At 70.4% G+C, this 26,295-nt stretch carries 22 protein-coding genes; 10 read left to right on the forward strand and 12 right to left on the reverse strand.

Annotated features, from left to right (window positions below; translation table 11 throughout):
* The first annotated feature begins 4 nt into the window (after window positions 1-4).
* Entirely contained in the window at window positions 5-358 is a 354-nt protein-coding gene (locus RISW2_RS11035; protein ID WP_043770901.1) for an Mth938-like domain-containing protein, read from the forward strand.
* Between the two features lie 4 nt (window positions 359-362).
* Here the strand turns inward: RISW2_RS11035 and RISW2_RS11040 are convergent, their stop codons facing one another.
* Genes RISW2_RS11040 through RISW2_RS11065 form a run of 6 tightly spaced genes read right to left on the reverse strand, consistent with a single transcriptional unit; the run spans window position 363 to window position 7,537 of the window.
* On the reverse strand, window positions 363-1,727 hold the full coding sequence (locus RISW2_RS11040; protein WP_043770655.1) for an FAD-dependent oxidoreductase: 1,365 nt from the start codon (window positions 1,725-1,727) through the stop codon (window positions 363-365).
* Window positions 1,720-2,586, reverse strand: a complete 867-nt coding sequence (locus tag RISW2_RS11045; protein ID WP_043770658.1) for an isocitrate lyase/PEP mutase family protein — start codon at window positions 2,584-2,586, stop codon at window positions 1,720-1,722. The genes RISW2_RS11040 and RISW2_RS11045 overlap by 8 nt, the downstream gene beginning before the upstream one ends.
* Window positions 2,583-3,200: a cysteine hydrolase family protein gene (locus RISW2_RS11050; protein ID WP_043770660.1), complete on the reverse strand. Its 618-nt coding sequence runs from the start codon at window positions 3,198-3,200 to the stop codon at window positions 2,583-2,585. The genes RISW2_RS11045 and RISW2_RS11050 overlap by 4 nt, the downstream gene beginning before the upstream one ends.
* Window positions 3,190-5,262: a hydantoinase/oxoprolinase family protein gene (locus RISW2_RS11055; protein WP_043770904.1), complete on the reverse strand. Its 2,073-nt coding sequence runs from the start codon at window positions 5,260-5,262 to the stop codon at window positions 3,190-3,192. Before RISW2_RS11055 ends, RISW2_RS11050 begins: the two co-directional genes overlap by 11 nt.
* Window positions 5,259-6,953 (reverse strand): hydantoinase B/oxoprolinase family protein, encoded by a 1,695-nt coding sequence (locus RISW2_RS11060; RefSeq protein ID WP_043770683.1) that lies wholly within the window; start codon window positions 6,951-6,953, stop codon window positions 5,259-5,261. Before RISW2_RS11060 ends, RISW2_RS11055 begins: the two co-directional genes overlap by 4 nt.
* Window positions 6,950-7,537: a tautomerase family protein gene (locus RISW2_RS11065; protein WP_341872012.1), complete on the reverse strand. Its 588-nt coding sequence runs from the start codon at window positions 7,535-7,537 to the stop codon at window positions 6,950-6,952. The genes RISW2_RS11060 and RISW2_RS11065 overlap by 4 nt, the downstream gene beginning before the upstream one ends.
* Before the next feature lie 123 nt (window positions 7,538-7,660).
* Between RISW2_RS11065 and RISW2_RS11070 the strand changes: the two genes are divergently transcribed.
* The 6 genes from RISW2_RS11070 (at window position 7,661) to RISW2_RS11095 (ending at window position 13,407) form a co-directional block, all read left to right on the forward strand.
* Window positions 7,661-8,458 carry a GntR family transcriptional regulator gene (locus RISW2_RS11070; RefSeq protein WP_043770686.1) on the forward strand — a complete coding sequence of 266 codons (798 nt, stop codon included), beginning with the start codon at window positions 7,661-7,663 and terminating at the stop codon, window positions 8,456-8,458.
* The gene (leuC, locus tag RISW2_RS11075) at window positions 8,455-9,852 is read left to right on the forward strand and encodes a 3-isopropylmalate dehydratase large subunit (RefSeq protein WP_043770688.1); all 1,398 of its coding nucleotides are present in this window, start codon (window positions 8,455-8,457) and stop codon (window positions 9,850-9,852) included. The genes RISW2_RS11070 and leuC overlap by 4 nt, the downstream gene beginning before the upstream one ends.
* On the forward strand, window positions 9,852-10,439 hold the full coding sequence (gene leuD, locus RISW2_RS11080) for a 3-isopropylmalate dehydratase small subunit (protein ID WP_043770692.1): 588 nt from the start codon (window positions 9,852-9,854) through the stop codon (window positions 10,437-10,439). Before leuC ends, leuD begins: the two co-directional genes overlap by 1 nt.
* A gap of 58 nt (window positions 10,440-10,497) precedes the next feature.
* Window positions 10,498-11,523, forward strand: a complete 1,026-nt coding sequence (gene dctP / locus RISW2_RS11085) for a TRAP transporter substrate-binding protein DctP (protein WP_043770695.1) — start codon at window positions 10,498-10,500, stop codon at window positions 11,521-11,523.
* A 70-nt stretch (window positions 11,524-11,593) separates the two neighbouring features.
* Entirely contained in the window at window positions 11,594-12,100 is a 507-nt protein-coding gene (locus RISW2_RS11090) for a TRAP transporter small permease (RefSeq protein ID WP_043770698.1), read from the forward strand.
* A complete protein-coding gene (locus RISW2_RS11095; RefSeq protein WP_043770702.1) occupies window positions 12,100-13,407 on the forward strand; it encodes a TRAP transporter large permease in 1,308 nt (435 codons plus the stop codon). The genes RISW2_RS11090 and RISW2_RS11095 overlap by 1 nt, the downstream gene beginning before the upstream one ends.
* Before the next feature lie 16 nt (window positions 13,408-13,423).
* Here RISW2_RS11095 and gghA read toward each other — a convergent pair whose 3' ends face one another.
* From gghA to glgC, 6 genes are all read right to left on the reverse strand, one after another.
* Complete coding sequence (gghA, locus tag RISW2_RS11100; protein ID WP_043770705.1) at window positions 13,424-15,799, reverse strand: glucosylglycerol hydrolase; 2,376 nt, start codon at window positions 15,797-15,799, stop codon at window positions 13,424-13,426.
* 116 nt (window positions 15,800-15,915) lie between these two features.
* Window positions 15,916-17,547 carry an alpha-D-glucose phosphate-specific phosphoglucomutase gene (locus RISW2_RS11105; RefSeq protein ID WP_043770709.1) on the reverse strand — a complete coding sequence of 544 codons (1,632 nt, stop codon included), beginning with the start codon at window positions 17,545-17,547 and terminating at the stop codon, window positions 15,916-15,918.
* Window positions 17,548-17,555: 8 nt separating this feature from the next.
* Window positions 17,556-19,445 (reverse strand): 4-alpha-glucanotransferase, encoded by a 1,890-nt coding sequence (gene malQ, locus RISW2_RS11110; RefSeq protein ID WP_043770713.1) that lies wholly within the window; start codon window positions 19,443-19,445, stop codon window positions 17,556-17,558.
* A complete protein-coding gene (gene glgX / locus RISW2_RS11115; RefSeq protein WP_043770716.1) occupies window positions 19,438-21,537 on the reverse strand; it encodes a glycogen debranching protein GlgX in 2,100 nt (699 codons plus the stop codon). The genes malQ and glgX overlap by 8 nt, the downstream gene beginning before the upstream one ends.
* Window positions 21,534-22,943, reverse strand: a complete 1,410-nt coding sequence (glgA, locus tag RISW2_RS11120) for a glycogen synthase GlgA (RefSeq protein ID WP_043770720.1) — start codon at window positions 22,941-22,943, stop codon at window positions 21,534-21,536. Before glgA ends, glgX begins: the two co-directional genes overlap by 4 nt.
* On the reverse strand, window positions 22,940-24,205 hold the full coding sequence (gene glgC / locus RISW2_RS11125; RefSeq protein WP_084615345.1) for a glucose-1-phosphate adenylyltransferase: 1,266 nt from the start codon (window positions 24,203-24,205) through the stop codon (window positions 22,940-22,942). The genes glgA and glgC overlap by 4 nt, the downstream gene beginning before the upstream one ends.
* Before the next feature lie 249 nt (window positions 24,206-24,454).
* Here glgC and RISW2_RS11130 point away from each other — a divergent pair, with 249 nt between their 5' ends.
* From RISW2_RS11130 to RISW2_RS11140, 3 genes are all read left to right on the forward strand, one after another.
* Entirely contained in the window at window positions 24,455-24,754 is a 300-nt protein-coding gene (locus tag RISW2_RS11130; RefSeq protein ID WP_043770725.1) for an ElaB/YgaM/YqjD family protein, read from the forward strand.
* Window position 24,755: 1 nt separating this feature from the next.
* Window positions 24,756-25,124 carry a hypothetical protein gene (locus tag RISW2_RS23500; RefSeq protein ID WP_051491953.1) on the forward strand — a complete coding sequence of 123 codons (369 nt, stop codon included), beginning with the start codon at window positions 24,756-24,758 and terminating at the stop codon, window positions 25,122-25,124.
* A gap of 66 nt (window positions 25,125-25,190) precedes the next feature.
* Window positions 25,191-26,261, forward strand: a complete 1,071-nt coding sequence (locus RISW2_RS11140) for an AI-2E family transporter (protein ID WP_084615347.1) — start codon at window positions 25,191-25,193, stop codon at window positions 26,259-26,261.
* Window positions 26,262-26,295: the final 34 nt, after the last annotated feature.

Below are 26,295 nucleotides of genomic sequence, written 5' to 3' on the forward strand. Positions count from 1 at the left end.
GACCATGCGTCTGAACGAGATAACCTATACCGATGCGCAGCCGGTCGACGGCTACGGACCCGGCTTCTTCCGCATCGGCGGACAGGCCATCGACGGCCCGCTGTTCCTGTCCGCGCGCGGCACCCGCGCCTGGGGCGGGTTCGAGGATCCCGCACCGCTCATGGAAATGGCAAGCGAGATCGACGTGCTGTTCGTGGGCACCGGCGCCGAGATCGCCCACCTTCCGCGCGCGCTGCGCGAGGAACTCGAGGCGGCCGGCATCGGGGTCGAGGTCATGAGTTCGCCCTCCGCCTGCCGGACCTACAACGTGCTCCTGTCCGAGGGCCGGCGCGTGGCCTTGGCGGTGCTGCCGGTCTGAGGCCTCAGGGCCGCGCCATGCCGGCGGCCCGTCCCAGCACCACCGCGGCAAGGAGCCCGTTGCCCGACAGGTATCCGCTGTCGCGCGATCCCGAGACCCCGCAGGCCGCGCCGCCCGCGGCATAGAGATTGGGCATCGGCCGGCCGGAGGAATCCTGCACGCGGCCCGTACCGTCGGTCACGAGCCCGCCTTGCGTGTGGAACAGCGCGCCGGTCACCCGCACCCCGCAGAAGGACGGCGACAGCCGTTCGCCCCTCCACACCCGCCCGAACGCGTCCGCGCCTGCCTCGGGCACCGCGTCGAGCGTGTCGCGCAGCGCCGGTCCCGGCAGACCGAGCGCGCGGGCCAGCGCCTCGACCGTCGGCGCCTCGCGCACGGCGCCCTGCGCCTCCGCGTTGCGGAAATCCTCGAACTGGCGCGCGATCCGCGCGATCCGGGCGTCGAAGACGGCGAAGGCCTCGCCGCCCTCCTGCGCCAGGACCGCCCGCGCGGCCTCGGAATAGCCCTGGCTCTCGTTCCAGAACCGCGCCCCGGCGCGGTTCACCTGCACGCCGCCCGCGGTGATCACCGCCCAGGTGATCAGGATCCCGTGCGGGTGCGCCACGTTGCCATGACCCTGGTAGGCGCCCATGTGCCGCGTTGCGGCGCCGAGGGCCGCCCCCCAGCGCATGGCCTCGCCGCGGTTGCCGTCGTGGCCGAACCACAGCGCGTCTGCGATGGCGGGCATGTGCTCGGCCACCATGGCGCGGTTGCCGCCGAAGCCGTTGCAGGCAAGGATCAGCCGCCGGCAGCCCACGCGCTCGGTGCCGCCGTCCGGCAGGCGCAGGGTCACGCCGGTGACGCGCGGCCCGTCGTGGTGCAGCACCATCGCGCGGCGCCCGCAGATCACGGGGATGTCCTCCGCCTCGGCCGTGGCGCGCAGCGTGTCGATCAGCTCGCGCCCGGACCGCGACGGCAGGCCGTGCATGCGCCGCCGCGAATGGCCGGGATAGTCGAAGTCGCCGACAAGGGAGAAGTCGAGGCCGTGACGTTCCGCCAGCCATTCGACGGCGGGCGCGGCGCCTTCGGCCAGCGCCTGCACCAGCGCCGCGTCGTTCTCGCCCCCGGCCTTGTGCTGGATGTCCTCGGCGAAGCGGGCAGGGGCGTCGTCGATTCCCGCCTCGCGCTGGAACCTCGTGCCGGCGGCAGGGATCAGCCCGGCGGACAGTGCCGTCGATCCCTGCGGCACCGCGTCGGCCTCGGCCACCAGCACCTCCTGGCCCGCCTCCTGCGCGGCCAGCGCCGCGACGAGCCCGCAGGCGCCGCCGCCGACGACCAGCGTCTCGACCTCGAGGTCGAACGCGACGGGACCCTCCGCCGTCTCAGCCATCGCCGCGTTCCCAGCGCCGCCCCGCCTCAAGCATCGCGGGCGTGCCCACGACCTCGTTCAACCCGTCGAAATCGAACATGCGCTCCGCGAACGGGCGGTTCGACCCGTGCGCCCTGAGGCTCGCGTAATAGTCCTGCGCGGTCCGGGCCAGCGCCCGCACGATGCCGCCCGGGAAGATCACGATCGAGAATCCCATCGCCTCGAGGTCGCCCGCGGCCGAGATCGGCGTCGCACCGCCCTCGACCATGTTGGCCAGCAGCGGGATGCGCGCGCCGAAGCTGTCGGCCACGCGGCGCAACTCGTCCCCCGAGCGCGGCGCCTCGATGAACAGCGCGTCGGCCCCGGCGTCGATATAGGCCTCGGCCCGGGCGAAGGCGGCGTCGATCCCCTCGACCGCCACGGCGTCGGTGCGCGCCACGATCAGCGTGTCGTCCGAGGCGCGCGCATCCGCCATGGCGGCGATCTTGCCCGCCATCTCGGTGGCCGGGATCAGCGACTTGTCGGCGAGGTGGCCGCAGCGCTTGGGGTAGGTCTGGTCCTCGACCTGCAGCGCGGCGGCGCCGGCGCGTTCGTACATGCGCATGGTGCGCTGCGCGTTCAACGCGTTGCCGAACCCGGTATCGGCATCGACGATCACCGGCAGGGCGACCCGGTCCGCGATCAGCGCCATGGTGTCGGCCATCTCGGTCGCGCTCGTGAGCCCGATATCGGGCCGGCCGAGCCGCGTATAGGCGACGGCGGCGCCCGAGAGGTAGAGCGCCTCGAACCCCGCATCGGCGGCGAGCGCGGCGGTCAGCGCGTCGTAGACGCCCGGGGCCACGAGGATGTCGCGTCGGGCGAGCCGCGCGCGCAGGGTCATGACGTGCCCTCCGCCAGGACCTGCATGTCGGCGCAGGTCATCTGCGTGCCGAGCGAGCCGAGCGAGACCAGCGTTGCGTCGTGCACCTCTTGCCGGAAGGCGGCGCAGCCGTCGCCGAGGAGGATCGTGTCGATGTCGCGCAGATGCGCGTCCCTGACCGTCGAGGCCACGCCGCCATTCGTGACGATGCCGCCGATCACCAGCACGTCGATCCTGAGCTTGCGCAGGATGAACTCGAGCCGCGTCTGGAAGAAGGCGGAATAGGCGACCTTCTCGATCGTGTAGTCGGCCGGGGACAGGTCATCGACCAGCGCGTGGCCGAAGGCGCCGGGCGCGAAGTCGCCGGCGCCGAGGAAGGGACGCAGCGCCTTGAGGTGCGGCGCGATCAGGGGCGCACCGCCCGGTCCCGGCACCAGCGTGAACTGGGCCGAGATGTAGGGGCAACCCGCCCGGCGCATGGCATCCCGCAGCGGCGCGATGCGCGCGGGCAGCGCCGCGATGGCCTCCGCGCGTTGTCCGGCCCGGCCATAGGCGCCGTCAGGATGCAGGAAGTCGTTCTGCAGGTCGATGGTCAGGAGCGCCGTGCGCGCGGGGTCGAAGCTGTCAGGCGCCATCGCCGTTCCTCCGTTCGATGATCGTGTTGCCGAAGCGGTCGACGCGGGCCACGAGCCCGGGATCGACCAGCACGGTGGTGTCGGGCTGCTCGAGGATCGCGGGGCCCGCGATCTCCGCGCCGACGGGCAGGGCGAGCCGGTCGTAGATCGCCGTCTCGTGCCACGCATCGCCGAAATGCACCTGCCGGTGCCGCCGCAGCGCGGCCGCGAGGGTGCCGGCGGCCGGAGCGAGCGTGCCGAGGTCGAATTTCGGCCGGCGGCCGATCACCGCGCTCCGCAGGTTCATGACCCGCCGCGTGCCCTTGGGCAGGAGCCGGCCATAGGCGGCGCGGTAGGTGTCGTCGAAGGCGCGCGCGATGGTCGCCGCGTCCGGCGCCTCGGCCCGGCCGTCGGTGACGCGCACGGGGATCGGCACGGCGACGGTATGGGTCTGCCCCACATAGGCCATGTCGAGCTCGAACACCGTGTCGCGCGCCTCGAACCGGGTGGCGGCGGCGTCGAGCATCGCCATGCCGCGGTCGAGGTGATCATGCAGGAAGTCGGTCAGCCGCCCGGCATCGAGGTCCCCGGCCAGCACGTTCAGCGTCTGCACGAAATCCTGCCGCATGTCCGCGATCACGCAGCCCATGGCCGAGGTCACGCCGGGATAGCGCGGCACGATGGCGCGCCCGATCCCCACGTCGGCCAGCATGGCGCCCGTGTGCAGCGCGCCGCCGCCGCCGAAGGGCATGAAGGCGAACCGCTTGGGATCGAAGCCGCGCTCGATCGACACGAGCCGGATGGCGCCCGCCATGCGCGAGTTGGCGACGCGCAGGATCGCCTCGGCCGCCTGCGTGGTCGAAAGACCGAGGGGCGCGCCCACATGGGCGTCGATGGCGGCGCCCGCCGCCTCCACGTCGAGGCGGTCAAGCTTTCCGCCGATCGGGTTGTCGGGGTCGATCCGCCCCAGCACCACGTTCGCGTCGGTCACCGTCGGGCGCGTGTTGCCCTGCCCGTAGGCCACCGGTCCGGGGGTCGAGCCCGCGCTTTCCGGCCCGATGTTCAGGAGCCCGCCGCCGTCGACCCAGGCGATCGATCCGCCGCCCGCACCGATGGTCGTGATCTCGATCATGGGCGTCCGGACGACCATGCCGAAATCGATGGAGGTCTCGGGCGCGAGCATCGACCGCCCGCCCGCGATCAGCGACACGTCGAAGCTGGTGCCGCCCATGTCGCCGGTGATGATGTCGGGAAAGCCTGCCTCGGCCGCGATGAACCCCGCGGCGATCACGCCGGCGGCGGGGCCGGACAGCGCGGTGCGCACGGGCCGCGCGCAGGCGGTCGCCACGTCCATCACGCCGCCGTTCGACTGCACGATCATGAATTCCGACCCGAAGCCGCCCGAGCGCAGCGCATCCTCGAGGCGCTTGAGGTAGCCCGAGACCTCGGGCTGCAGGTAGGCGTTGAGCGCGGTGGTCGAGAACCGCTCGAATTCCCGGATCTCGGGCAGGATCTCGGACGAGGCCGAGACGTGCGGGTTGGGCCAGAGCGCGCGGAGCGCCTCGACAGCCCGAACCTCGTTCTCGGGGTTCGCGTAGGCATTGGCGAAGAGGACCGCCACCGCGGCGCAGCCGTCCTCCAGCAGCTGCCGTCCCGCCCTGCGCACCGCCTCGACGTCGACGGGCACGCGGATGGTCCCGCAGGCAAGCGTCCGCTCGGGCACCTCGATCCGCCGCTCGCGCGGAACCACGGGGTCGAAGTCGCCGCGCAGGCCCCATGTCCGGGGCCGGTCGCGGCGGCGCATCTCGAGCACGTCGCGCAGGCCTTGCGTGGTGATGATGCCGATCCGCGCGCCCTTGCGTTCGAGCAGCGCGTTGGTGCCCGCCGTCGTGCCGTGGATGACCGCGGACACCTGGCTCAGGTCTGCGACCTCGCGCCCGATCCCGTCGAGGAAGCCGCCCGATTGGTCCGGCCGCGTGGTCGGGACCTTGGCCACGCGCGCTGTGCCGGCGCCCTCGTCCAGCACGAAGACGTCGGTGAAGGTCCCGCCCACGTCGACGCCGATGGTCACCTTGCCGCTCATGTCCGCGCCTCCCGCCATGCCGTGCCGTAGGCCCGGTCCGCCGCCTCGGCGCCGAGCACGCCCCGTGCCACGTCGCGCGCGACGTCCGCCGCCGCCCGTGCGCTCGCCGAGCCGTAGCCGCCGCCCCCCGGCGTCTCGAGCCGCACGGCCTGTCCCTGTCGCAATGTCAGCCCGCGCATCTTCGACACCATGGCCGGGGTCTGCCAGCCCTCGGGCGTCTCGTAGAAGAAGGCGTTGACCGCGGCCTCGCCGCCGCCCGCGACGCCCTTCGGCGCGAAGCGCCCGCGTTCGCCGAAGAGAAACACCTCGGCGCCGTTCTCCTCCAGCACCTCGATCTCGTAGATGGCGCCCAGCCCGCCGCGGTGCCGCCCGGCGCCGGCGCTGTCGGGGCGCAGCGCCCATTGCCGGAACATCACCGGGTAGGCGGCCTCGAGGATTTCCATCGGCGGGATCGTGGCGGTCGAGATCGGCGCGTTGCCGTGGTTCAGCCCGTCGCTCTCGACCGAGGCGCCGTGCCCGCCGCCGTAGAACGAGAACATGACCCAGGGCCGCCCGTCCGACCGCCGCCCGGCGAGGGACAGCGCGTTGATGGTGCCGTAGGCGTTGGCCACCACGCGGTCGGGCGCGGCCTGCGAGGCGGCGCAGAAGATCACGTCGATCATGCGCAGGATGGTCTCGGTGTAGCCGCCCACCGGAGCCGGGAACTCCGCCGCGAGCAGGGAGCCCTCGGGGATGCGCACGTCGATGGCGCGCATCACGCCGGCATTGGCGGGCAGGGCGGGAAAGATGTGCTTGATCGCGACATAGGCGGTCGCGACCGCGGTCGGCAGCGCGATGTTCACCGGCCCCTCGCAGCGCGGCGCGCTGCCCGCGAAGTCGAGCACCATCCGGTCGCCCGAGATCTCCAGGGCGACGCGGATGGGGAGGGGCGTGTCGGTGATCCCGTCATTGTCGAGGAAATCCTCGGCCTCCCAGCGCCCGTCTGGCAGCGCGGTCAGTTCCGCCCGCATCAGGGTGTCGGCGCGGTCCGACAGGGCCTCGAGCGCCGCCGCGACCGTGTCGCCACCGTATTCCGACAGAAGCTCGTCCATCCGCCGCACGCCGAGGTCGAGCGCGCCCAGCTGGCCGTTGAGGTCGCCCTCCGCCGATTGCGGCAGGCGGGTGTTGCGCATCAGGATGTCGATGATGCCGCGGTCGATCTCGCCGGCCCGCGAGAGCCGTACTGGCGGCAGCACGAACGCCTCCTGGAAGGCGTCGCGGGCCGCGGGGTTGTAGTTCCCTGGCGCGCCGCCGCCGAGGTCGTGCCAGTGGCCCACCGAGGCCAGCCAGCAGAACAGCTTGCCCTCGTGAAAATACGGCCGCACGAGCCGCATGTCGTTGAGATGCGTGCCCCCGAGATGCGCGTCGTTGAAGATCCAGATGTCGCCATTCTGCGGTTCGCCGGTCTCGGCGACCTTGTCGATGACCGCCCGCACGGCAAAGGACATGACGCCCACGAAGATCGGCAGCCCGGACTTTCCCTGCACCAGCGTGTCGCCGGTCGTCGCATGGTAGAGCCCGTGGCTCGCGTCATGCGCCTCGGCGATGATGGGGTTGAAGGCGGAGCGGAACAGCGTCGCGTCCATCTCGTCGGCGATCTGTTCCATGCGGCCGGCCAGCACGGCCAGCGTGATCGGGTCGATGTCGCTCATGGGCGGACCTCCGCGATGTCGTTCCAGACGTCCTGCCGGGTGATGAGGCCGTCCTGCAGCTCGAACCGGTCGATGAAGCGGACCCCCTCGAAGCTGTCGCCATCGGGCCAGGCCCCCGAGAGCGTGCCGCGCGCGTAGACGGTGACCGGGCCCGGCGACGGGCAGACATCCATGCCTTCGTAGGTCTTGGTCACGTGGCGGTAGCGGGGGCGCGACCAGGCGACGAGTTCCGCGAGGTCGGTCATGGGGCCCGTGCCCGGAAAGTTCATGGAAAAGCGCGGCCCAAGCATCGCGCGCGCCGCGTCGAGGTCGCGCGCCTCCATCGCGTCGAGATAGCGGCGCACGGTGGCGCAGGGATCGGGCAGCGGGGCCGCACCCTGCCGGGAGATGCGGCCGCGCATGTAGTTCGCTGCCGGCACGTCCTCGATCATCACGGTGACGGCGTCGGGATCGGCAGGGATCACCGTGCGCACCGCGTCCGTCAGCGCCTCGCCGAGCCGCCGCTTCGCGGCCTCGTCGTATCCGTCCAGAAGATGCACCCGCACGACCGGCATGGCCCGGACCTCCTGCTCACCCTCGTTCAAACTGTATCTTTTGTAATACAGCATATGCTCTGTCGAAAGGTCAAATAATCGCGCGACCATTAGCCAAGTTTCTTGCATTTCGGGTTGGACCGCCTAAGCTCGTGGCGGGAATCGAGGGATGCCATGCGCGATCACGTGCGATCCAACCTGCCGGAAGGCGGCAAGGCCCGCAGGGTCTATCTGCTCCTGCGCGACGACATCCTGTCGGGCGTGCACCCGCAGGGTTCGGTGATTCCGGGCGAACAGAAGCTGGCCGAGACGCTGGGCGTGAGCCGGGTCACGGTCCGCCGGGCGCTCGACGCCCTGGCGGAGGATGGCCTGATCGAGCGGCGGGCCGGCAGCGGCACGCGCGTGCGGGCGGGCGAGGGGGGGCGGACCATGTCGGCCGACCTGACCACGCTGATCCCGCAACTGGTCGAGATGGGGCGCCATTCGGCGCGGCTCCTGTCGTTCTCCTACGGTCCGGCCCCGGCGCAGGTCGCGCAGGCCATGGGGCTTTCCGACGGCGACCGCGTGCAGATCGCGGTGCGCGTGCGCCTCGCCGACGGCGAGCCGTTCTCGCACCTGACGACGCACGTGCCCGAGGACATCGCCAGCAGCTATTCCGAAGCCGACCTTGCCGGAACGCCCCTCTACCAGCTGCTCGAACGATCGGGCGTGACGGTCCAGGACGCGCACCAGTCGGTGAGCGCGACGCTCGCCTCGCCGCAGGTGGCCGAGGCGCTGGGCGTGGCCACCGGCACCGCGCTCCTGTCGCTGCGGCGGGTGGTGCGCGACGATTCGGGGCGCGGGGTCGAGCACCTGCAGGCGCTCTACCGGCCCGACCGGTTCGAGCTGAACATGGCGCTGGCGCGCGTCGGCACGGGCGACGCGCGCCACTGGGAACCCGCGATCGGCCCGCGGCCGGAGACGGCACCATGAGCCGGACGCTTCTCGACCGGCTGTGGGACGCGCACGAGATCGTGCGGTCCCCCGAAGGCGCATCGCTTCTCTGGGTCGACCGGCACCTGGTGCACGAGGGATCGCACCACGCCTTCGCCAAGCTTGCCGAGCGCGGACTGCCGGTGGCCGAACCCGCGCTGACCTTCGGCGTCGCGGACCATTACGCGCCGACGCGCGGCCGCGACCGCATCGGCGACCCGGCCATCGCAAAGATGCTCGACCGTCTGACCGAGAACACGCGCGCGCATGGCGTGCGTCTTTTCGGGCTCGACGATCCGCGGCAGGGCATCGTGCACGTCCTGGGGCCGGAGCAGGGGCTGACGCTGCCGGGGCTCCTCGTGACCTGCGGCGACAGCCATACCTCGACCCACGGCGCCTTCGGGGCGCTCGCGTTTGGTGTCGGCGCGACGCAGGTGGCGCATGTGCTGGCGACGCAGACCGTCTGGCAGACGAAGCCGCGTGCCATGCGCATCACGATCGAGGGCACGCTCGGCCCCGCGGTCACGGCCAAGGACGTGGCGCTGCACTGGATCGCGGCGCTCGGCACCGGCGGCGCCACGGGCCACGCGGTCGAATATGCCGGCAGCGCCGTGCGCGCGCTGTCGATGGAGGGGCGGATGACGCTCTGCAACCTTTCGATCGAGGGCGGCGCACGTTTCGGGATGATCGCCCCCGACGAGACCACGCTCGCCTATGTCGCGGGCAGGCCGTTCGCGCCCGAGGGCGCCGCCCTCGACCGTGCAGCCGAGGATTGGGCCGCGCTGCGGTCCGACCCCGATGCGCGCTTCGACCGGGACGCGCGGTTCGACGCGGCCGACATCGCGCCGACCGTGACGTGGGGCACGACACCCGAACAGGCGCTGCCCATCACCGGCACCGTACCCGATCCCGCCCGCCTCGACGGGGCACGGGCAGAGGCGGCGCGGGCCGCGCTCGACTACATGGGGCTCGTGCCGGGGCGCCCGCTCGACGGCACGCCGGTCGACCAGGTGTTCCTCGGGTCCTGCACCAATGCGCGGATCGAGGACCTGCGCGCGGCGGCCCGCGTGCTGGAAGGCCGCCGCGCCAAGGTGCCGGGCACGGTCAGTCCCGGATCGATGCTGGTGCGCGCGCAGGCCGAGGCCGAGGGACTCGACCGCGTCTTCCGCGCGGCAGGGCTCGACTGGGTGGCCTCGGGCTGTTCCATGTGCGTCGGCATGAACGGCGACACCGTGGCACCCGGAAAGCGCTGCGCCTCCTCCACCAACCGCAATTTCCGGGGCCGGCAGGGGCGGGGCGCGCGCACCCATCTCATGTCTCCCGTCATGGTCGCCGCGGCCGCCGTCACCGGCACGCTGACCGACGTGCGTCCGCTCCTAGAGGGGCGCGCGTGATGGCGGGGTGGGTCGAACACGAGGGCCGGGCGGTGGCGCTGCCCCGGAGCGACATCGACACCGACCAGATCATCCCCGCGCGGTTCATGTCCGCGAGCAGGTCCGAGGGCTATGGCGGCTTCCTGTTCGCCGACCTCCGCGAGGGTGACGCGGCCTTTCCGCTCGACCGGCACCCCGGCGCCTCCGTGCTGGTGACGGGCCCAAACTTCGGCTGCGGCTCCTCGCGCGAGGCGGCGGTCTACGCGCTTGTCGATGCGGGCATCCGTGTCGTCGTGGCCGAAAGCTTCGCCGACATCTTCGCGGGCAATGCCGTGAACAACGGGCTCCTGCCCGCGCGGGTGGCCGAGACGGGGGCGATCCTCGACGCGCTGGGCACCGGCACCGCGCCGGCACGCGTCGACCTCGAGCGCGGGACGCTCACCGTGGGCGGGCGGGACCATCCCGTCGAGCTGCCCGACATCTGGCGGCGCAAGCTCATCAACGGCTGGGACGACATCGATCTCACCCGCGCCCATGCAGACGACATCGCGGCCTTCCGCGAGACGCGCGCGGCCCGGGCGCCCTGGGCCATGCCCCGCGGCGCCTGAGCGGCGGACCGAAACCATAACAAGAACGACACCGAAAAGACCGACAAGGAGTGACCACATGAAGATGACGTTCAGGGCTCTCGCCGGCTCCGCCTGCGCGGGATTTCTCTCGCTCGCCTCCGCCGCCCAGGCGCAGGACACGCTGACGGCGGTGCACGCCTTTCCCGAGACGCTGATCTACACCCAGAGCTTCCTCGAATTCGTCGACAAGGTGAACGAACGCGGCGAGGGCGTCGTCCAGATCGACGTGCGCGGCGGCCCCGAGGCGATCGGCATGTTCCAGCAGGCCGACGCGGTCCGCAACGGCGTGGTCGACATGGTCTACACGCCGGGGTCGTTCTACGGTGGCGCTCTGCCCGAGAAGGACGCGCTCGTCGCCTCGAACCTGACGGCCGTGGAGACGCGCGAGAACGGCGGGATCGAGCTGATCGACAGCATCCACCAGGAAAAGATGGGGGTGAAGTATCTCGGCTGGTTCGATTCGGGGGTCTGCTACAACCTCTGGACCCGCAACGCGCCCGAGCTCGACGCCGACGGCAATCTCGACGTGACCGGCCTCAAGCTGCGGGGCAACGCGGTCTACAACGCCTTCTTCACCGACTATCTCGGCGCGCAGGTGATCGACCTGCCCACCACCGACGTCTATTCCGCGCTCGAGCGGGGTGTCGTCGACGCCACCGGCTGGACGCAGATCGGCCTCATCGACCTCAAGTGGAACGAGTTCCTGAACTACCGCGTCGAGCCCTGCTTCTTCTCGACCGATCTCGGGGTGATCGTGAACCTCGACGCCTGGAACGGCCTCTCGGAAGAGGCGCGGACCGTCCTGCAGGAGGTCGCGATCGAGCACGAGGCCGCATCGGTCGAGGCGCTCAAGGAAAAGCGCGACGCGGACTTCGCCCAGCTCGAGGAGCAGGGGATGCAGGTGGTCGAGCTCGAGGGGCAGGCCCGGGCCGATTACCTCGCCGCCGCGCGCGAGAAGACCTGGGCGCGCATGAAGGGCCTCATGGAGGAGCACCCGATGGGCGCAGGCAACTACGAGGCGCTGATCGAACGCTTCTACGATCCCGCCGCCGACGCGCAGTGACCGCGTCCCGTTGACCGCAACGGCCGTGGCGGACACCCCGCCACGGCCCGTCGAACCGGAAGGCCCGCCCATGCGCCCCCTTGTCCGTGCCTACGAGGCCGTGCTGACATCCATGGCCGTCGTCGCCGGCAGCATGCTGGTCTGGCTCATGGTGTCGATCGTGTGGTCGGTCACCATGCGCAATTTCGGCATGCAGCCGCCCGCCTGGCTCTTCACCTCGTCGGAATACGCGCTGCTCTACATGACGATGCTGGGCGCGCCCTGGCTCGTGCGCGAAAAGGGGCACGTGCATATCGAGCTCGTCACCGCCGCGCTGCCGGAACCCGCGCAGCGCGTTGTGAGCCGCACGGTGGCCGCGCTCTGCGTCGCGGTCTCGCTCGTCCTCGCCTGGAAGGGGGCGGAGCTCTTCCTCACCAATGTCGAGAGATCGGATTACGACGTGCGCGCCTACTACACGCCGAAATGGATCCTGACGATCGCCTTCCCGGTCAGCTTCTCGCTCATGGCCGTGGAATTCGCGCGCTTCGTCATCGGACCCGAGCTGTTGCATTCGGGCGAGGCCGGGGTGCACGAGTGATGGAATGGTACGGTGCGCTCGCGGTCCTTCTGGGATCGATCATGGTGCTCATGGCCGTCGGCATGCCGGTGGCGCTGGCCTTCCTCGCCGCCAACATCCTCGGCGCTTGGATGTTCATGGGCGGCGGCGCAGGGGTCACGCAGCTTCTCAACAACGGCTTCGGATCGCTGACGAGCTTCGCGCTGGTGCCGATCCCGCTCTTCCTCCTGATGGGCGAGATCTTCTTCTTCACCGGGCTCGGCGCGCGGATGTTCAACGCGATCGACAAGCTGCTGGGCCGGTTGCCCGGGCGGCTCAGCTACGTGACGGTGATCGGCGGCACGGGCTTTTCCACGCTGTCGGGCTCGTCCATGGGATCGACCGCGCTCCTCGGCTCGCTGATGGTGCCCGAGATGATCCAGCGCGGCTACAAGAAGCACATGTCGATCGGCCCGATCCTCGGGACCGGGGGCCTTGCCATCATCATCCCCCCCTCGGCGCTGGCAGTGCTCCTGGCGACGCTCGCGCAGATCGACGTGGGGGCGCTGCTCATCGCGGGGATCGTGCCGGGGCTGATCCTTGCGGGCCTCTACATCGGGCTCATCTGGCTGCAGACGCGGCTCGATCCCGCGGCCGCGCCGGCCTACGAGGTGACGCCCCTCGGCGCCGGAGAGAAGGTCATGCTGATCCTGCGCGACGTGGTGCCGATGCTGTCGGTCATGGTGCTGACGGTGGCGGGCATGATCGGCGGCATCTTCACCCCGTCCGAGGCAGCGGCCTTCGGGGCGCTGGGCGTGCTGATCCTCGCCGTGCTCTATGGCGGGTTGACCATGGATGCGTTGCGGAAGTCGATCACCGGCGCGCTCAAGGTCACGCTGATGGCCTACCTGATCGTCTTCGGCTCGGCCACGTTCTCCCAGCTTCTCGCCTTCTCGGGCGCCTCGCGCGGGCTCATCGACTGGGCCACGGGGTTCGAACTCGCGCCGGTGGCGATGCTGCTCGTGATGTTCGCGGTGCTGCTCGTGCTCGGCATGTTCATGGAGCAGATCTCGATGATGCTGCTGACCGTGCCGATCTTCTTTCCGCTCGCCACAAATCTCGGCTTCGATCCGGTCTGGTTCGGGCTCATCATGCTGCTCGCCCTCGAGATCAGCTTCACCACGCCGCCCTTCGGGCTCCTGCTCTTCGTGATGAAGGGGGTGGCGCCGCCCGAGACGACCATGCGTGACATCTACACCGCGGCCTTTCCCTTCATCCTCTGCTCGCTCGTGCTCGTGGCTCTGCTGATCGTGTTTCCCGCGCTCGCGCTCTGGCTTCCGGGCCGGTGAGCGCGGGCGCGCCCGGTCAGCGGGTCTTGCGGGTAAAGACGAGCGCCATGGAATCGCGCAGGACGATCGGGCCCGAGAGGTAGTCCTCGCCGATCCCGGGAGAGCGCAGCACGCATTCCCAGCCGAAGCCGTCGATGCCCGGCACCTTGAGCCTGAGCGGGTCGAGGTCGCCGGTCTCCTTGCCCTCCATGTGGATGACGCAATAGACCTGTTCGCCGTCCGGGCCGTGCCGCAGTGCGGTGAACACCGTGCGGCCGTTCAGTGGCTCGATGTAGCCGAAATGGTCTTTCGGTCCGTAGTTGTTCCGCAGCCACGGCCGCGCCGCGCGGAACTCGCGCAGCGCGAGGGTGTAGGCCGACTGTACCGGGTCGAGCGAGCCCAGCGAATGGCCGATGTTGCAGTAGTCGTGCATGTCGTCCATCCACGCCCGCGCCACCTCCTTGAGGTTCGCGACGGTGTAGCGCTCGGGCCCGGCCAGCTTCGGATCGGTGGCGTTCAGCAGCCGCGCGATGTCCTCGAGATCGTATTCGGTCACGTCCACAAGGGCCGGAAGGAACGTGCAGAACCGCGCAAGGTCCGCGCGCGTCTCGAACCCGAGCGATTTCAGCCGGGTAAAGTTCGCCGGGATCGAATAGGAATACTCGTCCACCTGCCAGCGCAGCGAGATCGCCTCCTCGGCCACGACCTTGACGCCGTAGCGGTCGTCCTGGTTGCGGATGAAGCCCCAGGACGCGCGCGCCATGGCGTTGAGGAAATCCATCGGCACGCCCGGCAGCGCCGCGTAGGTCAGCGTGTGCGCGGCGGGATTGTCGTAGGCCTTGTCGAGGATCTCCATCCGCGTCTGGCCGAGGCGGGTGTTGATGTTGAGCTCGGGGCTGACCTGCGTGCCGCGCCGCAGCGTGTCGTGGTTGGAGGTGCCCATGATCCAGTGCGCGCCGACCGAGAGGCATTCGCGGATCCGCCAGTACTTCGACAGCCAGTAGGTGTAGAGGAACGGCGTGTTGTGCGCGAAGGTCAGCGGCCCCCACTGGAACACGTCGTCGTCGCGCTGGTGCTCGGTCACCCAGCGATAGGTCGAGCTGAGCTCCCAGTCCTCGTCCGGCCAGGGGCGGCCGTCCTCGAAGATGAACCAGGGCCGGTAGCGCGTGCCGGCGACCTCCTGTTCGACATCGGCCATGGATTGCAGGTAATCGTCGTCATGGCGCAGCATCTGCGCGCCGGAATCCCAGTACTTGAAATCCTGCGCGCCATCGACGCGCACGCCGTCCGCGCCGAAATCCACCTTGCGCCGCTGCATCTCGAGCAGGATCGCCCGCACGGCGGGGTTCTGGTAGTCGAGGTTCTGCCCGTACATGTTCGGCCCAGCGAAGAAATGGCCGTTCAGCGCCCGCAGGCCCTGGTTGTCGGAATGGCCGTAGACCACGTCGAAGATCAGCTTCTTCGGCTTGCCGGGAAAAGAGTGCAGGACGCTCGCGAGGTCGACGAGTTCGTCGGGCCGCCCGCTCTCGAGCAGGACGGGGTTCACCGTCGCCATTCCCGCGATGACGTTGTCGTAACCCCAGTTCGTCGTGTCGGGGCGCAGCAGCGACACCGTCACGCCGGTATCGGACGCATCGGTTTCCTGCCAGAAATCCGGGCCGGCCTCGTAGACGGTGGTCGGCTCGACCGGCAGGGGCTGCACCGCGTCGTACCCGAGAAAGAGCTGGTCGGCCGGTTCCATCGGCAGGTTGCGGCTGACCCGCTCGGCCAGGCGCTCGAACTGGCGGGTCAGCGCGGCGATGGTGCCGCCCGAGGTCGCGGTCGGGATGTGGATCTGCAGGATGTTGGTGACCGGGCCGAACTTGTGCGGCGTCTCGCCTCTGAGGCTTTCCCAGTATGACCGGTCGCCGCGCTGGGCCTGCATGGCGGCCACGTCGTAAAGCTCGGCCGGCGCCATCGCGCCGAATGGGAGCGACATGGCGAGCGGGTCGAGGATTCGGTGCCAGGTGTCCTCGGCGTCGCGGTACACGAGCGCGTAGAAGTCGCCGATCGTCTCGCGGGTGCCCGCGCGCATGCCGCGCACGCAGGCGAAACAGTGGTTCTCGGTCCGGATCACCGGGACGAAGGCGCGGTCGAAGCGCACGTCCTGATGTGCGCGCGTCAGGTCGAGCGGTTCCGAGGGCCGCAGGATCTCGAGAAAGATGTCGCCCGACGGCACCCGCAGGTCCTGCAGTTCCGGCACCCAGAAGCCGAAGCTCGCCAGTCCGTCCGCGTCGACCTGCCCCCCGAGCGTGCGGGCGATGGACTGCTCCGCCTCGAACCGCGTCTGCGCGGTCATGAGCGCCTCCTCGCAGGCGCGGGCGCGTGCTTCGGCGGCGGTTTCCTCGATGGCGATCAGGTCGGCAAGGGGCATCGTGTCTCCTTCCGGGGATGGGGCGGGCCGGACGGCCGGGGATGATGGGGTCCCCGGGGCCGCTGCCTGCCGGGGCGCGGTCTTCCGGGGTCGCCGCGCTGCGCGCGGGTGCGGCGTCAGGTGATGACGTCGGGGCGGCTGCGGCCGGTGCGTTCGGCCAGCCCCGTCAGCGCGTCGGCGGCCCGGATCACCGGGGCCAGCGCTTCCTGCGGGTCGTCGTCGACGGCGGTGGGATCGGTCTCGACCCGTTCCAGGTAGACCCGGATCGTCGCGCCCTCGGTGCCCGTGCCGGACAGGCGGAACACGATGCGCCCCCCCTCGCGGGTGGTGACGCGCAGGCCCTGCGCCTCGGCGCGGCTGCCGTCGACCGGGTCGTCGTAGGCGAATTCGTCCGCGGTCTCGACGGTCTGGCCGGCGACCTCCTGGCCCGGCAGGTCGGCCAGCCGCGCGCGCAGGTCGTCCATGAGCGCGTTCGCCACGTCGGTGTCCACGGCCTCGTAGTCATGCCGGCTATAATAGTTGCGGCCGTAGGTCTTCCAATGATCGGCCATGAGTTCGGCCACCGGGATCTTCCGTTCTGCCAGGATGTTGAGCCAAAACAGCACCGCCCAGAGCCCGTCCTTCTCGCGCACGTGGTCGGAGCCGGTGCCCGCGCTCTCCTCGCCGCAGAGCGTCGCGCGGCCCGCGTCGAGCAGGTTGCCGAAGAACTTCCACCCCGTGGGCGTCTCGTAGCAGTCGATGTCGAGCTTCTCGGCCACGCGGTCGAGCGCGCGCGACGTGGGCATCGACCGCGCCACGCCCGCTAGCCCGTCGGCATAACCCGGCACCAGCGTGGCGTTCGCGGCCAGCACGGCGACGCTGTCGGACGGCGTCACGTAGCAGTTGCGCCCCACGATCATGTTGCGGTCGCCGTCGCCGTCCGAGGCCGCGCCGAAATCCGGGCCGTCGGCGGAATGCATCGCATCCATCAGGTCCTTGGCCCAGATCGGGTTCGGGTCGGGATGGCCCTCGCCGAAATCGGGCGAGGGGGTGCCGTTCACCACCGTGCCGGGCGCGGCGCCGAGCGTGTCCTCGAGGATCGCCTTCGCGTAGGGGCCGGTCACCGCATGCATCGCGTCGAACCGCATGCGGAACCCGCCGGCGAAGAGCGCGCGCAGCTTGTCGAAGTCGAAGATCTGCGCCATCAGCTCGGCATAGTCCGCGACCGGGTCGACCACCTCGATCTCCATCCGGCCGAGCGACGTGGTGCCGAGCGCCGACAGGTCGACGTCCTGGGTTTCCATGATGCGGTACTGCGTCAGCGACTTTGTCGCCTCGAAGATCTTCGAGGTGACGCTCTCGGGAGCCGGGCCGCCGTTCGCGGTGTTGAACTTCACGCCGAAATCGCCGTCGGGTCCGCCGGGATTGTGCGAGGCCGACAGGATGATGCCGCCATCTGTGCCGCGCGAGCGGATCAGGTGCGACGCGGCCGGCGTCGACAGGAGCGCGTTCTGCCCGACGATCATCCTGGATGCGCCCGAGGCCGCGGCCATGCGCAGGATGACCTGCGCCGCGCGGTCGCTGAAATACCGCCCGTCGCCGCCCAGGACCAGCGTCTTGCCCTGCACGCCGCCGATCCCCTGCCAGATGGCCTGCACGAAGTTCTCGAGGAAATGCGGTTCCATGAACGTGCGCGTCTTCTTGCGCAGGCCCGAGGTCCCGGGTTTCTGGCCGGCGATCGGCGCGGTGTCGACGGTGATGATGTCCATGGGGCTTCCTATCGTCCGTTCGCTCTCATGATCTCGGCGGTCCGCGCGAGGCGGGGGTCGTCGGGCAGGGCATCGACGCCCTCGGTCAGCCGGCGGCGCCAGTTCGGGTATTCGTAGACGGTGCCGGGCAGGTTCGGCTGCTCGGCCATGTCGAGCACGTTCTCGACCTGCACCGCAACCAGCCGCGATCCTGCGCGCGCCAGCATCGCGTGCATGCGCCGGGCGCTGCCGGCCTCGTCATCGGAGCAGGCGGCCGTCGCGCGGTCAAGCGCCGCCACCTCGGCCGCGCGCTCCTGCAGGGCCTGCGCCTCGTCCTCGGGCGTCAGGTGGTCGAGCCGGGCGCGGGCGCGGATCTCGCTCCCGGCCCGCCAGCCCGCCCAGGTGGGCAGGTCGTGGGTCGAGAAGCTCGCGATCGCCGCCTCGCTGTACGCTTCGGGGGCGCGGAACGCGCCCCCCTCGGACCAGTGGCGCTCGAACATCATGACGCGGCAGCCGAGGATGCCCGCGGCGTCGAGCGCGTGGTGCAGCCCGTCGGGTATGTTGCCGAGATCCTCGCCGATGATCGCGGCACCGACGCGCGACGCCTCGATCCGCGCGACGGCGAGCATCGCCTCGCGCGGCATGGCGACATAGGCACCCGGTGCGCCGTCCTGCGGCACCCAGAACGCGCGTTCGAAGCCGAGGATGTGGTCGATCCGCAAGAGGCCGGAGAGCTGCAGCTGGCGCGCGAGCGTCTCGGCCAGCGCGGCAAAGCCGGTCTCGGCCAGCCGCGCGGGGTTGAAGGGCGCGAGGTTCCAGTTCTGCCCGTCGGCCGAGAACGCGTCGGGCGGCGCGCCGAGGCTTGCCCCGAAGGCAAAGCTCGCGCGGTCCTCCCAGGTCTCGGCGCCGTGCGGATGGGTGCCGACGGCGAGGTCGAGGTAGAGGCCCTGCGCCATCCCCGCGGCGCGGGCGCGGTCCTGTGCGCGGCGCAGCTGCCGCTCCGCCTCCCACTGCGCCCACATGTGAAAGCGCAGGCGCGGCCCGAGATCCGCCTCGGCCGCGAGGGCCGCAGGGCTGTCCGGGTCCTGCAGGTCCGCGGGCCAGGCATCCCAGTGCGTGCCGTGGCGTTCGGACAGCGCCTGGTAGAGCGCGAACCGCCGGAGCGGGGTGCCCTCGCGGGCGATCCACGCATCGAGGTCCGGATCGCCGCCCGCGTCCTCGAAGGCCGCGTGCATCGCCTCGAGACGCGCGTTGTGCGCGGGGATCTCGGACGCGTAGTCGATGAGAGGGCCGGCCGAGCCCGTCTCGAGCCCCGTCGTGATGTGCAGCGTCGACAGCCGGCGGCGGTGCGATGGCGTGTAGGGCGAGACCGCGCCGGCATCGGTCGGAAAGCCCGCGTGCACCGGGTTCAGCCCGACGAAATCCGCGCCCTGCCGGCCGAGCCCCTCGGCCAGCCGCGCGAGGTCGTCATAGGTGCCGATCCCGCCCTCGGCCGCGGTCCTGAGACCGTAGAGCGGCACGATCAGGCCCCAGCCGCGGTCGGGCAGGGGCAGACGGGCCGGGGCGGCGAGGATCCAGCACGTCTCGTCCCCCGCCTGCAGCCGGTGCCGCCCGAGCGGCAGCGCGGGCAGGGGGCCCGTGCCCTCGGTCTCGGTGCCGTCCTCGGCCGTGAGCCGCCAGGGCCCCGCGGGCGCGAGATCCGGCGCGGTGCCTGCCTCGGCCACGATCCATTCGGGCAGCGCGCGCTCCGGCAGGGCCGCCACGTACTCCGCGGCGGCCACTTCGGTGTGCGGCAGGCCCATCGCGGCGAGGAGCGCCGCGCGGGTCTCGTGCGACGTCTCGCGGTGGGTCCCGGTCACGTCGGTATAGGCGGGCAGGATCCCGGCGCGGTCGGCGAGGCGGGCCAGCGCATCAGCCATCTTGGTCCTCCAGCGGTTCCAGCACGAACACGAGCACGGAATGCGCCGAAAGCGTCGTTGTTCCGCCGGCCCGCTCGGGCGGGGCCTCGGGGGCGGCGGTGTCGATGTCGCGCGTCCACGCGAACCCGGCGGGCGGGGCGGGCAGGGTCAGGGTCAGCGCGGGGCCGGAATTGAACGCCAGAAAGATCGCGTCCTCGCGCTGGGCATAGGGGGGCGTGCCCGAGGCCATGCGCATCTCGGCGCAGCAGACGCGCCGGTCCGGGTCGGTCCAGTCGTCCGGCGTCATCTCCTCGCCGTCCTCGCGCCACCAGAACAGGTCCTCGAGCCCGTCCACGAGCCGCTCGCGGGCATGCAGGAAGCGTTTCTGCCGCAGGATCGGATGCGCCTTGCGGAACGCGATGAGCCGCCGCACGAAGGCTGTCAGGTCCGCGTCGGCGCTGTCCCAGTCGAGCCACCCGATCTCGTTGTCCTGGCAATAGGCGTTGTTGTTGCCGAGCTGCGAATTGCCGAACTCGTCGCCCGCAAGCAGCATGGGCGTGCCCTGGCTCAGAAGGAGCGTCGCCAGCATGTTGCGCCGCCGCTGGAGCCGCGCGCCGCGGATGTCCGGATCGTCGGTCGGCCCCTCGATGCCGAAGTTGTCGGAATGGTTGTTCCCGTGGCCGTCGCGGTTGCCCTCGCCGTTGGCCTCGTTGTGGCGCTCCACATACGAGGTGACGTCGGTCAGCGTGTATCCGTCATGGGCGGTGATGAAGTTGACCGACGAGGTGGCGGGGCGGCCGGAATGGTCGAACTGACCCGCCGAGCCGCAGATGCGGGTGGCAAGCTCGGCGGCGGTGCCCGCGTCGCCCCGCCAGAACCGGCGCACGTCGTCGCGGAACTTGTCGTTCCACTCGGCGAAGGGCGGGGGAAACGCGCCCACCTGGTAGCCGCCCGGACCGATGTCCCATGGCTCGGCGATGAGCTTGACCCCGGCCAGAACCGGGTCCTGGCGCACCGCGTCGAAGAAGGCCGCGCCGGGATCGAAGCCCGCGGCGGTCCGCCCGAGCGTCACCCCGAGGTCGAAGCGGAAGCCGTCGACGCCCATCACCTCGACCCAGTAGCGCAGCGAATCCATCACCATGCGCAGGACCATCGGATGGTCCAAGTTCATGGTGTTGCCGGTGCCGGTGTCGTTGATGCAGTAGCGCGGATTGTCCGCCAGCCGGTAGTAGGAGCGGTTGTCGAGCCCGCGGAACGCCAGCGTCGGCCCTGTCTCGTCGCCCTCGCCGGTGTGGTTGTAGACCACGTCGAGGATCACCTCGATGCCGGCCGCGTGCAGCCGCGCGACCATGTGCTGGAACTCCCAGAGCCGCCCCTGCGACAGGTAGCGCGGATCGGGCGCGAAGAAGCCGAGCGTCTGGTAGCCCCAGTAGTTCGACAGCCCCTTGTCGACCAGGAAACGGTCGTCGAGGAAGGCGTGGACCGGCAGCAGTTCGAGCGCGGTGATCCCGAGCCCGGTCAGGTAGTCGAGCATCGGCTCGGAGGCGAGAGCGAGAAAGCCGCCCTTGGGGCCGGCCGCCGGGTGGCGCTGGGCGAGCCCCTTGACGTGCGCCTCGTAGAGGATCGTCTCCTCCATCGGCCGGTTCGGCCGCCGCGCGGAGCCCCAGGTGAAGCACGGATCCTCGACCACCGATTTCGGCATGTAAGGGGCCGAGTTCCGGGTGTCGAAGGACAGGTCGCCGTCGCGGTGGTCGGCGCGGTAGCCGTAGAGCGCGTCGTGCCAGACCGGATGCCCGGTCAGACGCTTCGCGTAGGGGTCGATCAGCAGCTTGTTGGCGTTGAAGCGGTGCCCCTCCTCGGGCGCATAGGGGCCGTCCGCGCGGTAGCCGTAGAGCTGGCCCGGCCTTATGCCCGGCAGGTAGCCGTGCCACACGTCGCCGTCCCGTTCGGGCAGGTCGATGCGGTGGGTCTCCGTCAGGCCGTCGTCCGAGAACAGGCAGAGCGTCATCCGCTGGGCGTGCTGGCTGAAGACGGCGAAGTTCGTGCCCTCGCCGTCGAAGGTCGCCCCCAGGGGGTGTGCAAGCCCGGGACCCGGAGCGGCAATGTCTGTCATGCGGTCTTACTGAGGCTCGCGTAGAGGTCGGCATAGGCGCGGGCCGACACGTCCCAGCCCACCGGATGTGCCATAGCGTTGCGCATCATCTTTTGCCAGAGCGCGCGGTCCGCCCAGAGGGTGGTCAGCTTGACCAGCGCCTGCGTCAGCGTGTCGGCGTTGACCGGGTAGAACTGCAGGCCGGTGGCCGCGCCGGCCGCGAGACCCGCGGGGCTCGCGTTGATGACGGTGTCGGCGAGGCCTCCGGTCAGCGCCACGAGCGGCAGCGTGCCGTAGCGCAGCCCGTAGAGCTGCGTCAGGCCGCAGGGCTCGAACCGCGAGGGCACGAGGATCGCGTCGCCGCCGGCGAGCATGCGCCGCGACAGCGCCTCGTTGTAGCCGATGCGCACGGAGACGTGCGGGTGCGCGGCCGCAAGGTCGCGGTAGGCCGACTCGAGCCGCGTGTCGCCCGAGCCCAGCAGTGCCAGCTGGCCGCCGCCGTCGAGCAGTGCCGGCAGCGCGTCGAGCAGCATGTCGAGCCCCTTCTGCTCGGTCAGGCGCGAGATGACGACGCAGAGCGGCCCCTCGCGCTCGGGCAGGCCGAACTCGTCGCGGAGCGCGCGGGTGTGCTTGGCCTTGCCGCGGGCGTTGCGGTAGGGCGGCGTCCACGCCTCCTCGTCGATGCCGTTCAGGATGCCGCAGAGCTTCGACTGCCGGCTGCGCAGCAGCCCGTCGAGGCCCATGCCGAAATCCTGGGTCAGAAGCTCGCTGGCATAGGTCGGGCTGACGGTGTTGATGGCGTCGGCGTAGACGAGCCCGGCCTTCAGCGCGCTGATCTGGCCCCAGTACTCGAAACCTTCGGGAGTGAACCCCGTGCGCGGCAGGCGCAGGACATCCATGAGCGAGGCGGGCGCGAGGCCCTGGAAGGCGACGTTGTGGATGGTGACGAGCGTGGCGACGCGGGCGGTCGCGTCCATCTCGGACAGGTAGACCGGCGCGAGCCCCGCCTGCCAGTCGTGCAGGTGCAGCACGTCGGGCCGCCAGTCGTCGGTGCCTTCGGCCGCGAGGCGTGCCGCGGTCATCGACAGCGCGGCGAAGCGCTGCGGGTTGTCCGGCCAGTCGCGGCCGTCGGGACCCGCGTAGATCGTGCCGTCGCGGTCGTAGAGATGCGGCGCGTCGAGCGCGTAGAGCACGGTGTCGCCGAGCCGCCCCTCGACGAGCCGCGCGGGCCCGCCGAAGAGCGATCCGAGGTCGCGCGCGCGGCCGCCGTCCGCCTCCGCCATGACCGCGGGATAGCCGGGCAAGAGCGTGCGCATCTCAACGCCGTGCCGTGCCAGCGCGCCGGGCAGCGCGCCCGCGACATCGGCGAGGCCCCCGGTCTTGACCAGGGGCACGCATTCCGACGCGACCGAGAGGACCTTCATCAAAGCGCCTCCGCCCGCTTGTCGAGCATCGCCTGCGTGATGAGCGTCACGCCGCCGTCCGAGACGCGGAACCACTTCGCGTCCTCCTCCGGGTCCTCGCCCACGACGAGCCCCTCGGGGATGTGCACGCCGCGGTCGATGACCACGTCCTTGAGCCGCGCGTGCCGCGACACGTAGACATAGGGCAGCACCACCGCACGCTCGAGCGAGGAGAACGAGTTGGTGTGCACCTGCGTGAAGAGCAGCGATTCCCGGATCTCTGTGCCCGAGACGATGCAGCCGCCCGACACCAGCGAGGACACGGCCGATCCGCGGCGGTTTTCCTCGTCGTGGATGAACTTTGCGGGCGGCACGCTTTCCGAATAGGTCCAGATCGGCCAGTCGCGGTCCCAGAGGTCGAGCTCGGGCGCAAAGTTGGTGAGGTCGATGTTCGCCTTCCAGAACGCGTCCACCGTGCCGACGTCGCGCCAGTAAGCCGTCGCCTCGGTGGAGCTGCGCACGCAGGACTTCTCGAACCGGTGCGCCTGCGCCTTTCCGTTCTTGACGATGTCGGGGATCAGGTCGTTGCCGAAATCGTGGCTCGACGACGGGTCGTCCGCATCGCGCTGCAGCAGGTCGCGCAGGAAATCCCAGCGGAACACGTAGATACCCATCGAGGCGAGCGTCACGTCCGGGTTGTCGGGCGTGCCCGGGGGGTCCTTGGGCTTTTCGAGGAACGAGGTGATCACGTCCTTCTCGTCGATGGCCATGACGCCGAAGGCCGACGCCTCGGCGCGCGGCACGGTCAGGCACCCGATCGTCACGTCTGCACCCGAGTCGACGTGGTGCTCGATCATCTTCTCGTAGTCCATCTTGTAGATGTGGTCGCCGGCGAGGATGAGCACGTAGTCGACGCCGTAGCTGTCGATGATGTCGATGTTCTGCGCCACGGCATCCGCCGTCCCGCGGTACCACATCGCCTCGTCGGTGCGCTGCGACGCGGGCAGGATGTCGAGGAACTCGTTGCGCTCGGCGCGGAAGAAGTTCCAGCCGCGCTGGCAGTGGCGGATCAGGCTGTGCGCCTTGTACTGGGTGGCGATCGCCATCTTGCGGATGCCCGAATTCAGGGCATTCGACAGCGCGAAGTCGATGATCCGGGTCTTGCCGCCGAAATACACGGCCGGCTTCACCCGTCGGTCGGTCAGTTCGCGCAGGCGCGAGCCGCGACCGCCGGCCAGCACGAAGGCCATGGACCGGCGCGCGAGGCGCTTCTTGTTCGGGTTCATCGCTTGTCCTCCCGTTGCGCGGGGCCTCGAGACCCCGTTCCGCGGCCGAGTGTGGCAGGCCGCCGTCACTGAGACTAGGGGGCGCGCGCCGCTCAGCCAGCGCGCCGGCGCAACGACGGATCGCGCGCGAAAGGCGCGGAACTTTCGATGCCTCCGTTCGTTACAATCGACCATAAAGGTGATGCCAAGGGGGAAGACATGGCCGAGGCACGAGTGAAGGACGCTGATGTCCAGGGTGCGGAGACACGCATGAAACGGGATACCGAGGCGCTGGCCGCCCAGATCGACACGCTCCGCAATGACCTGTCCGAGGTCACGAGCCTGCTCACGGAGATGGGCCTGCGCCGCCGCGACGAGACCGTCGCCGCCGCGAAGGAGCGCGTGGACGCCCTGCGCCGCGAAGGCAGCGAGCGGCTGCACGATGCGCAGCGCCGTGCCACCGACGCGCAGGACCAGGTGCTGGAATCGATCCGCCGCCAGCCCGGCACGGCGATGGGCATCGCCGTCGCGGTCGGCTTCCTCGCGGGACTGCTGACAAGCCGTCGCTGACATGGCGCTTCTCGCGCAGTACGAGGCGATCCTGCGCCGCAAGGCGCAGGCCGCGGCGTTTTCGCTGACCGGGATCGTGTTCCTGGGGCTCGGCACCGTGTTTCTGACGGCCGCGCTCTGGATGGTCCTCGCGGAACTCCGCGACCCGAAATTCGCGGCACAGGTGATCGGCGCGGGCTTCGTCGCGCTGGGCTTCCTGTTCCTCGGCATCGGCCGGATCATCGGCCGGCGACGGGTCGTGGTGGCGCCGGTGACGACGGGGGCGGCCGTGGCGCTGCCCATCGCGCAGATCGTGGAGGGCTTCGTCCTCGGGATGAACGCCGGGCGGCGCACGCGCCGCGGACGCGGGTCCGACCGGGACCGCGATTGAAATCCGGCACTGCCGGGCTTCACAACCCGGCGGGGGCCGGGTCTCTAGAAACGGGGGCATTCCACGATGGCGACATCGTCTGCGGGGTTACGCACCCCGCTTATCATCATCGCGACCGTCCTGTGCGGCGCGGTGCTCTGGATCGCACGCGACGTCGCGGCGCCCATCACCCTTGCGATCGTGATCGGGGTGATCGCGGCGCCACTGCTCGACCTTTTCAAGCGGATCCGCATCCCGGAATCGTACGGGGCGCTGGTGATCCTGCTTGCGACGCTATTGGGCTTCGCGGCTCTGATCCTCGCACTCGAACCGCTGGTCTGGCGCATCGTCGACCAGATGCCCAGCATCCGGCTCGAGCTGCGGTCGCTCGTCTACGAGTTCCAGGGCGTGATCCGTGGCCTCGACGACATGAACGAGCAGATGAAGGAGGCGCTGGGCGCCGCCAAGGAGGCCTCCGAGGAGGAGGCCGAGGGCGGGGCGCAACTTCCGACCGTGACCGACGCGCTCTTCGTGGCGCCGATCATCATCGGGCAAATGCTGATCTTCGCGGGCACCTTCTACTTCTTCCTCGTCAACCGCAGCCGCGTCTACACGGCGCTGGCCGGCCGGCTCGCCCAGAAGGGCGAGGGCGCGGTGCTGCAGGCACGGTTCCGCCGTGCGGAATACCTCGTCTCGCGCTACTTCGCGACCATCTCGATCATCAACTTCGCGCTCGGCACCGCGCTCGCGGGCTATCTGGGCCTCATCGGCCTGCCGCTGCCGGTGGTCTGGGGCGTCGGCGCCGCGCTGATGAACTACGTGCTCTACGTCGGCCCGGCCTGCGTCGCCGCCGGACTGCTCTTGGCCGGCATCATCAACTTCGAGGGGCTGATGGTGGTCGCACCCATGGCGGGCTATCTCTGCATCAACATGATCGAGGCGCAGTTCGTGACCCCTTCGCTCGTGGGCAAGCACGTGTCGATCAACCCGCTCGCGGTGTTCATCGCGCTGGTCTTCGGGCTCTGGTTCTGGGGACCGATCGGCGGCATCGTGTCGATCCCGATCATGGTGATCGTGATGGCGCTGCTGGACGATCCGGCGAGCCGCGCGGCGGATGTCCCGCCGCCCACGCCCTCGCCGCGCTCGGCGCGCGCCTGACCAGCGGGGTCCGTCATGTGCGGCAACTTTGCAT

The sequence above is a fragment of the Roseivivax isoporae LMG 25204 genome (assembly GCF_000521865.1).
Taxonomy (GTDB): Bacteria; Pseudomonadota; Alphaproteobacteria; order Rhodobacterales; family Rhodobacteraceae; genus Roseivivax; species Roseivivax isoporae.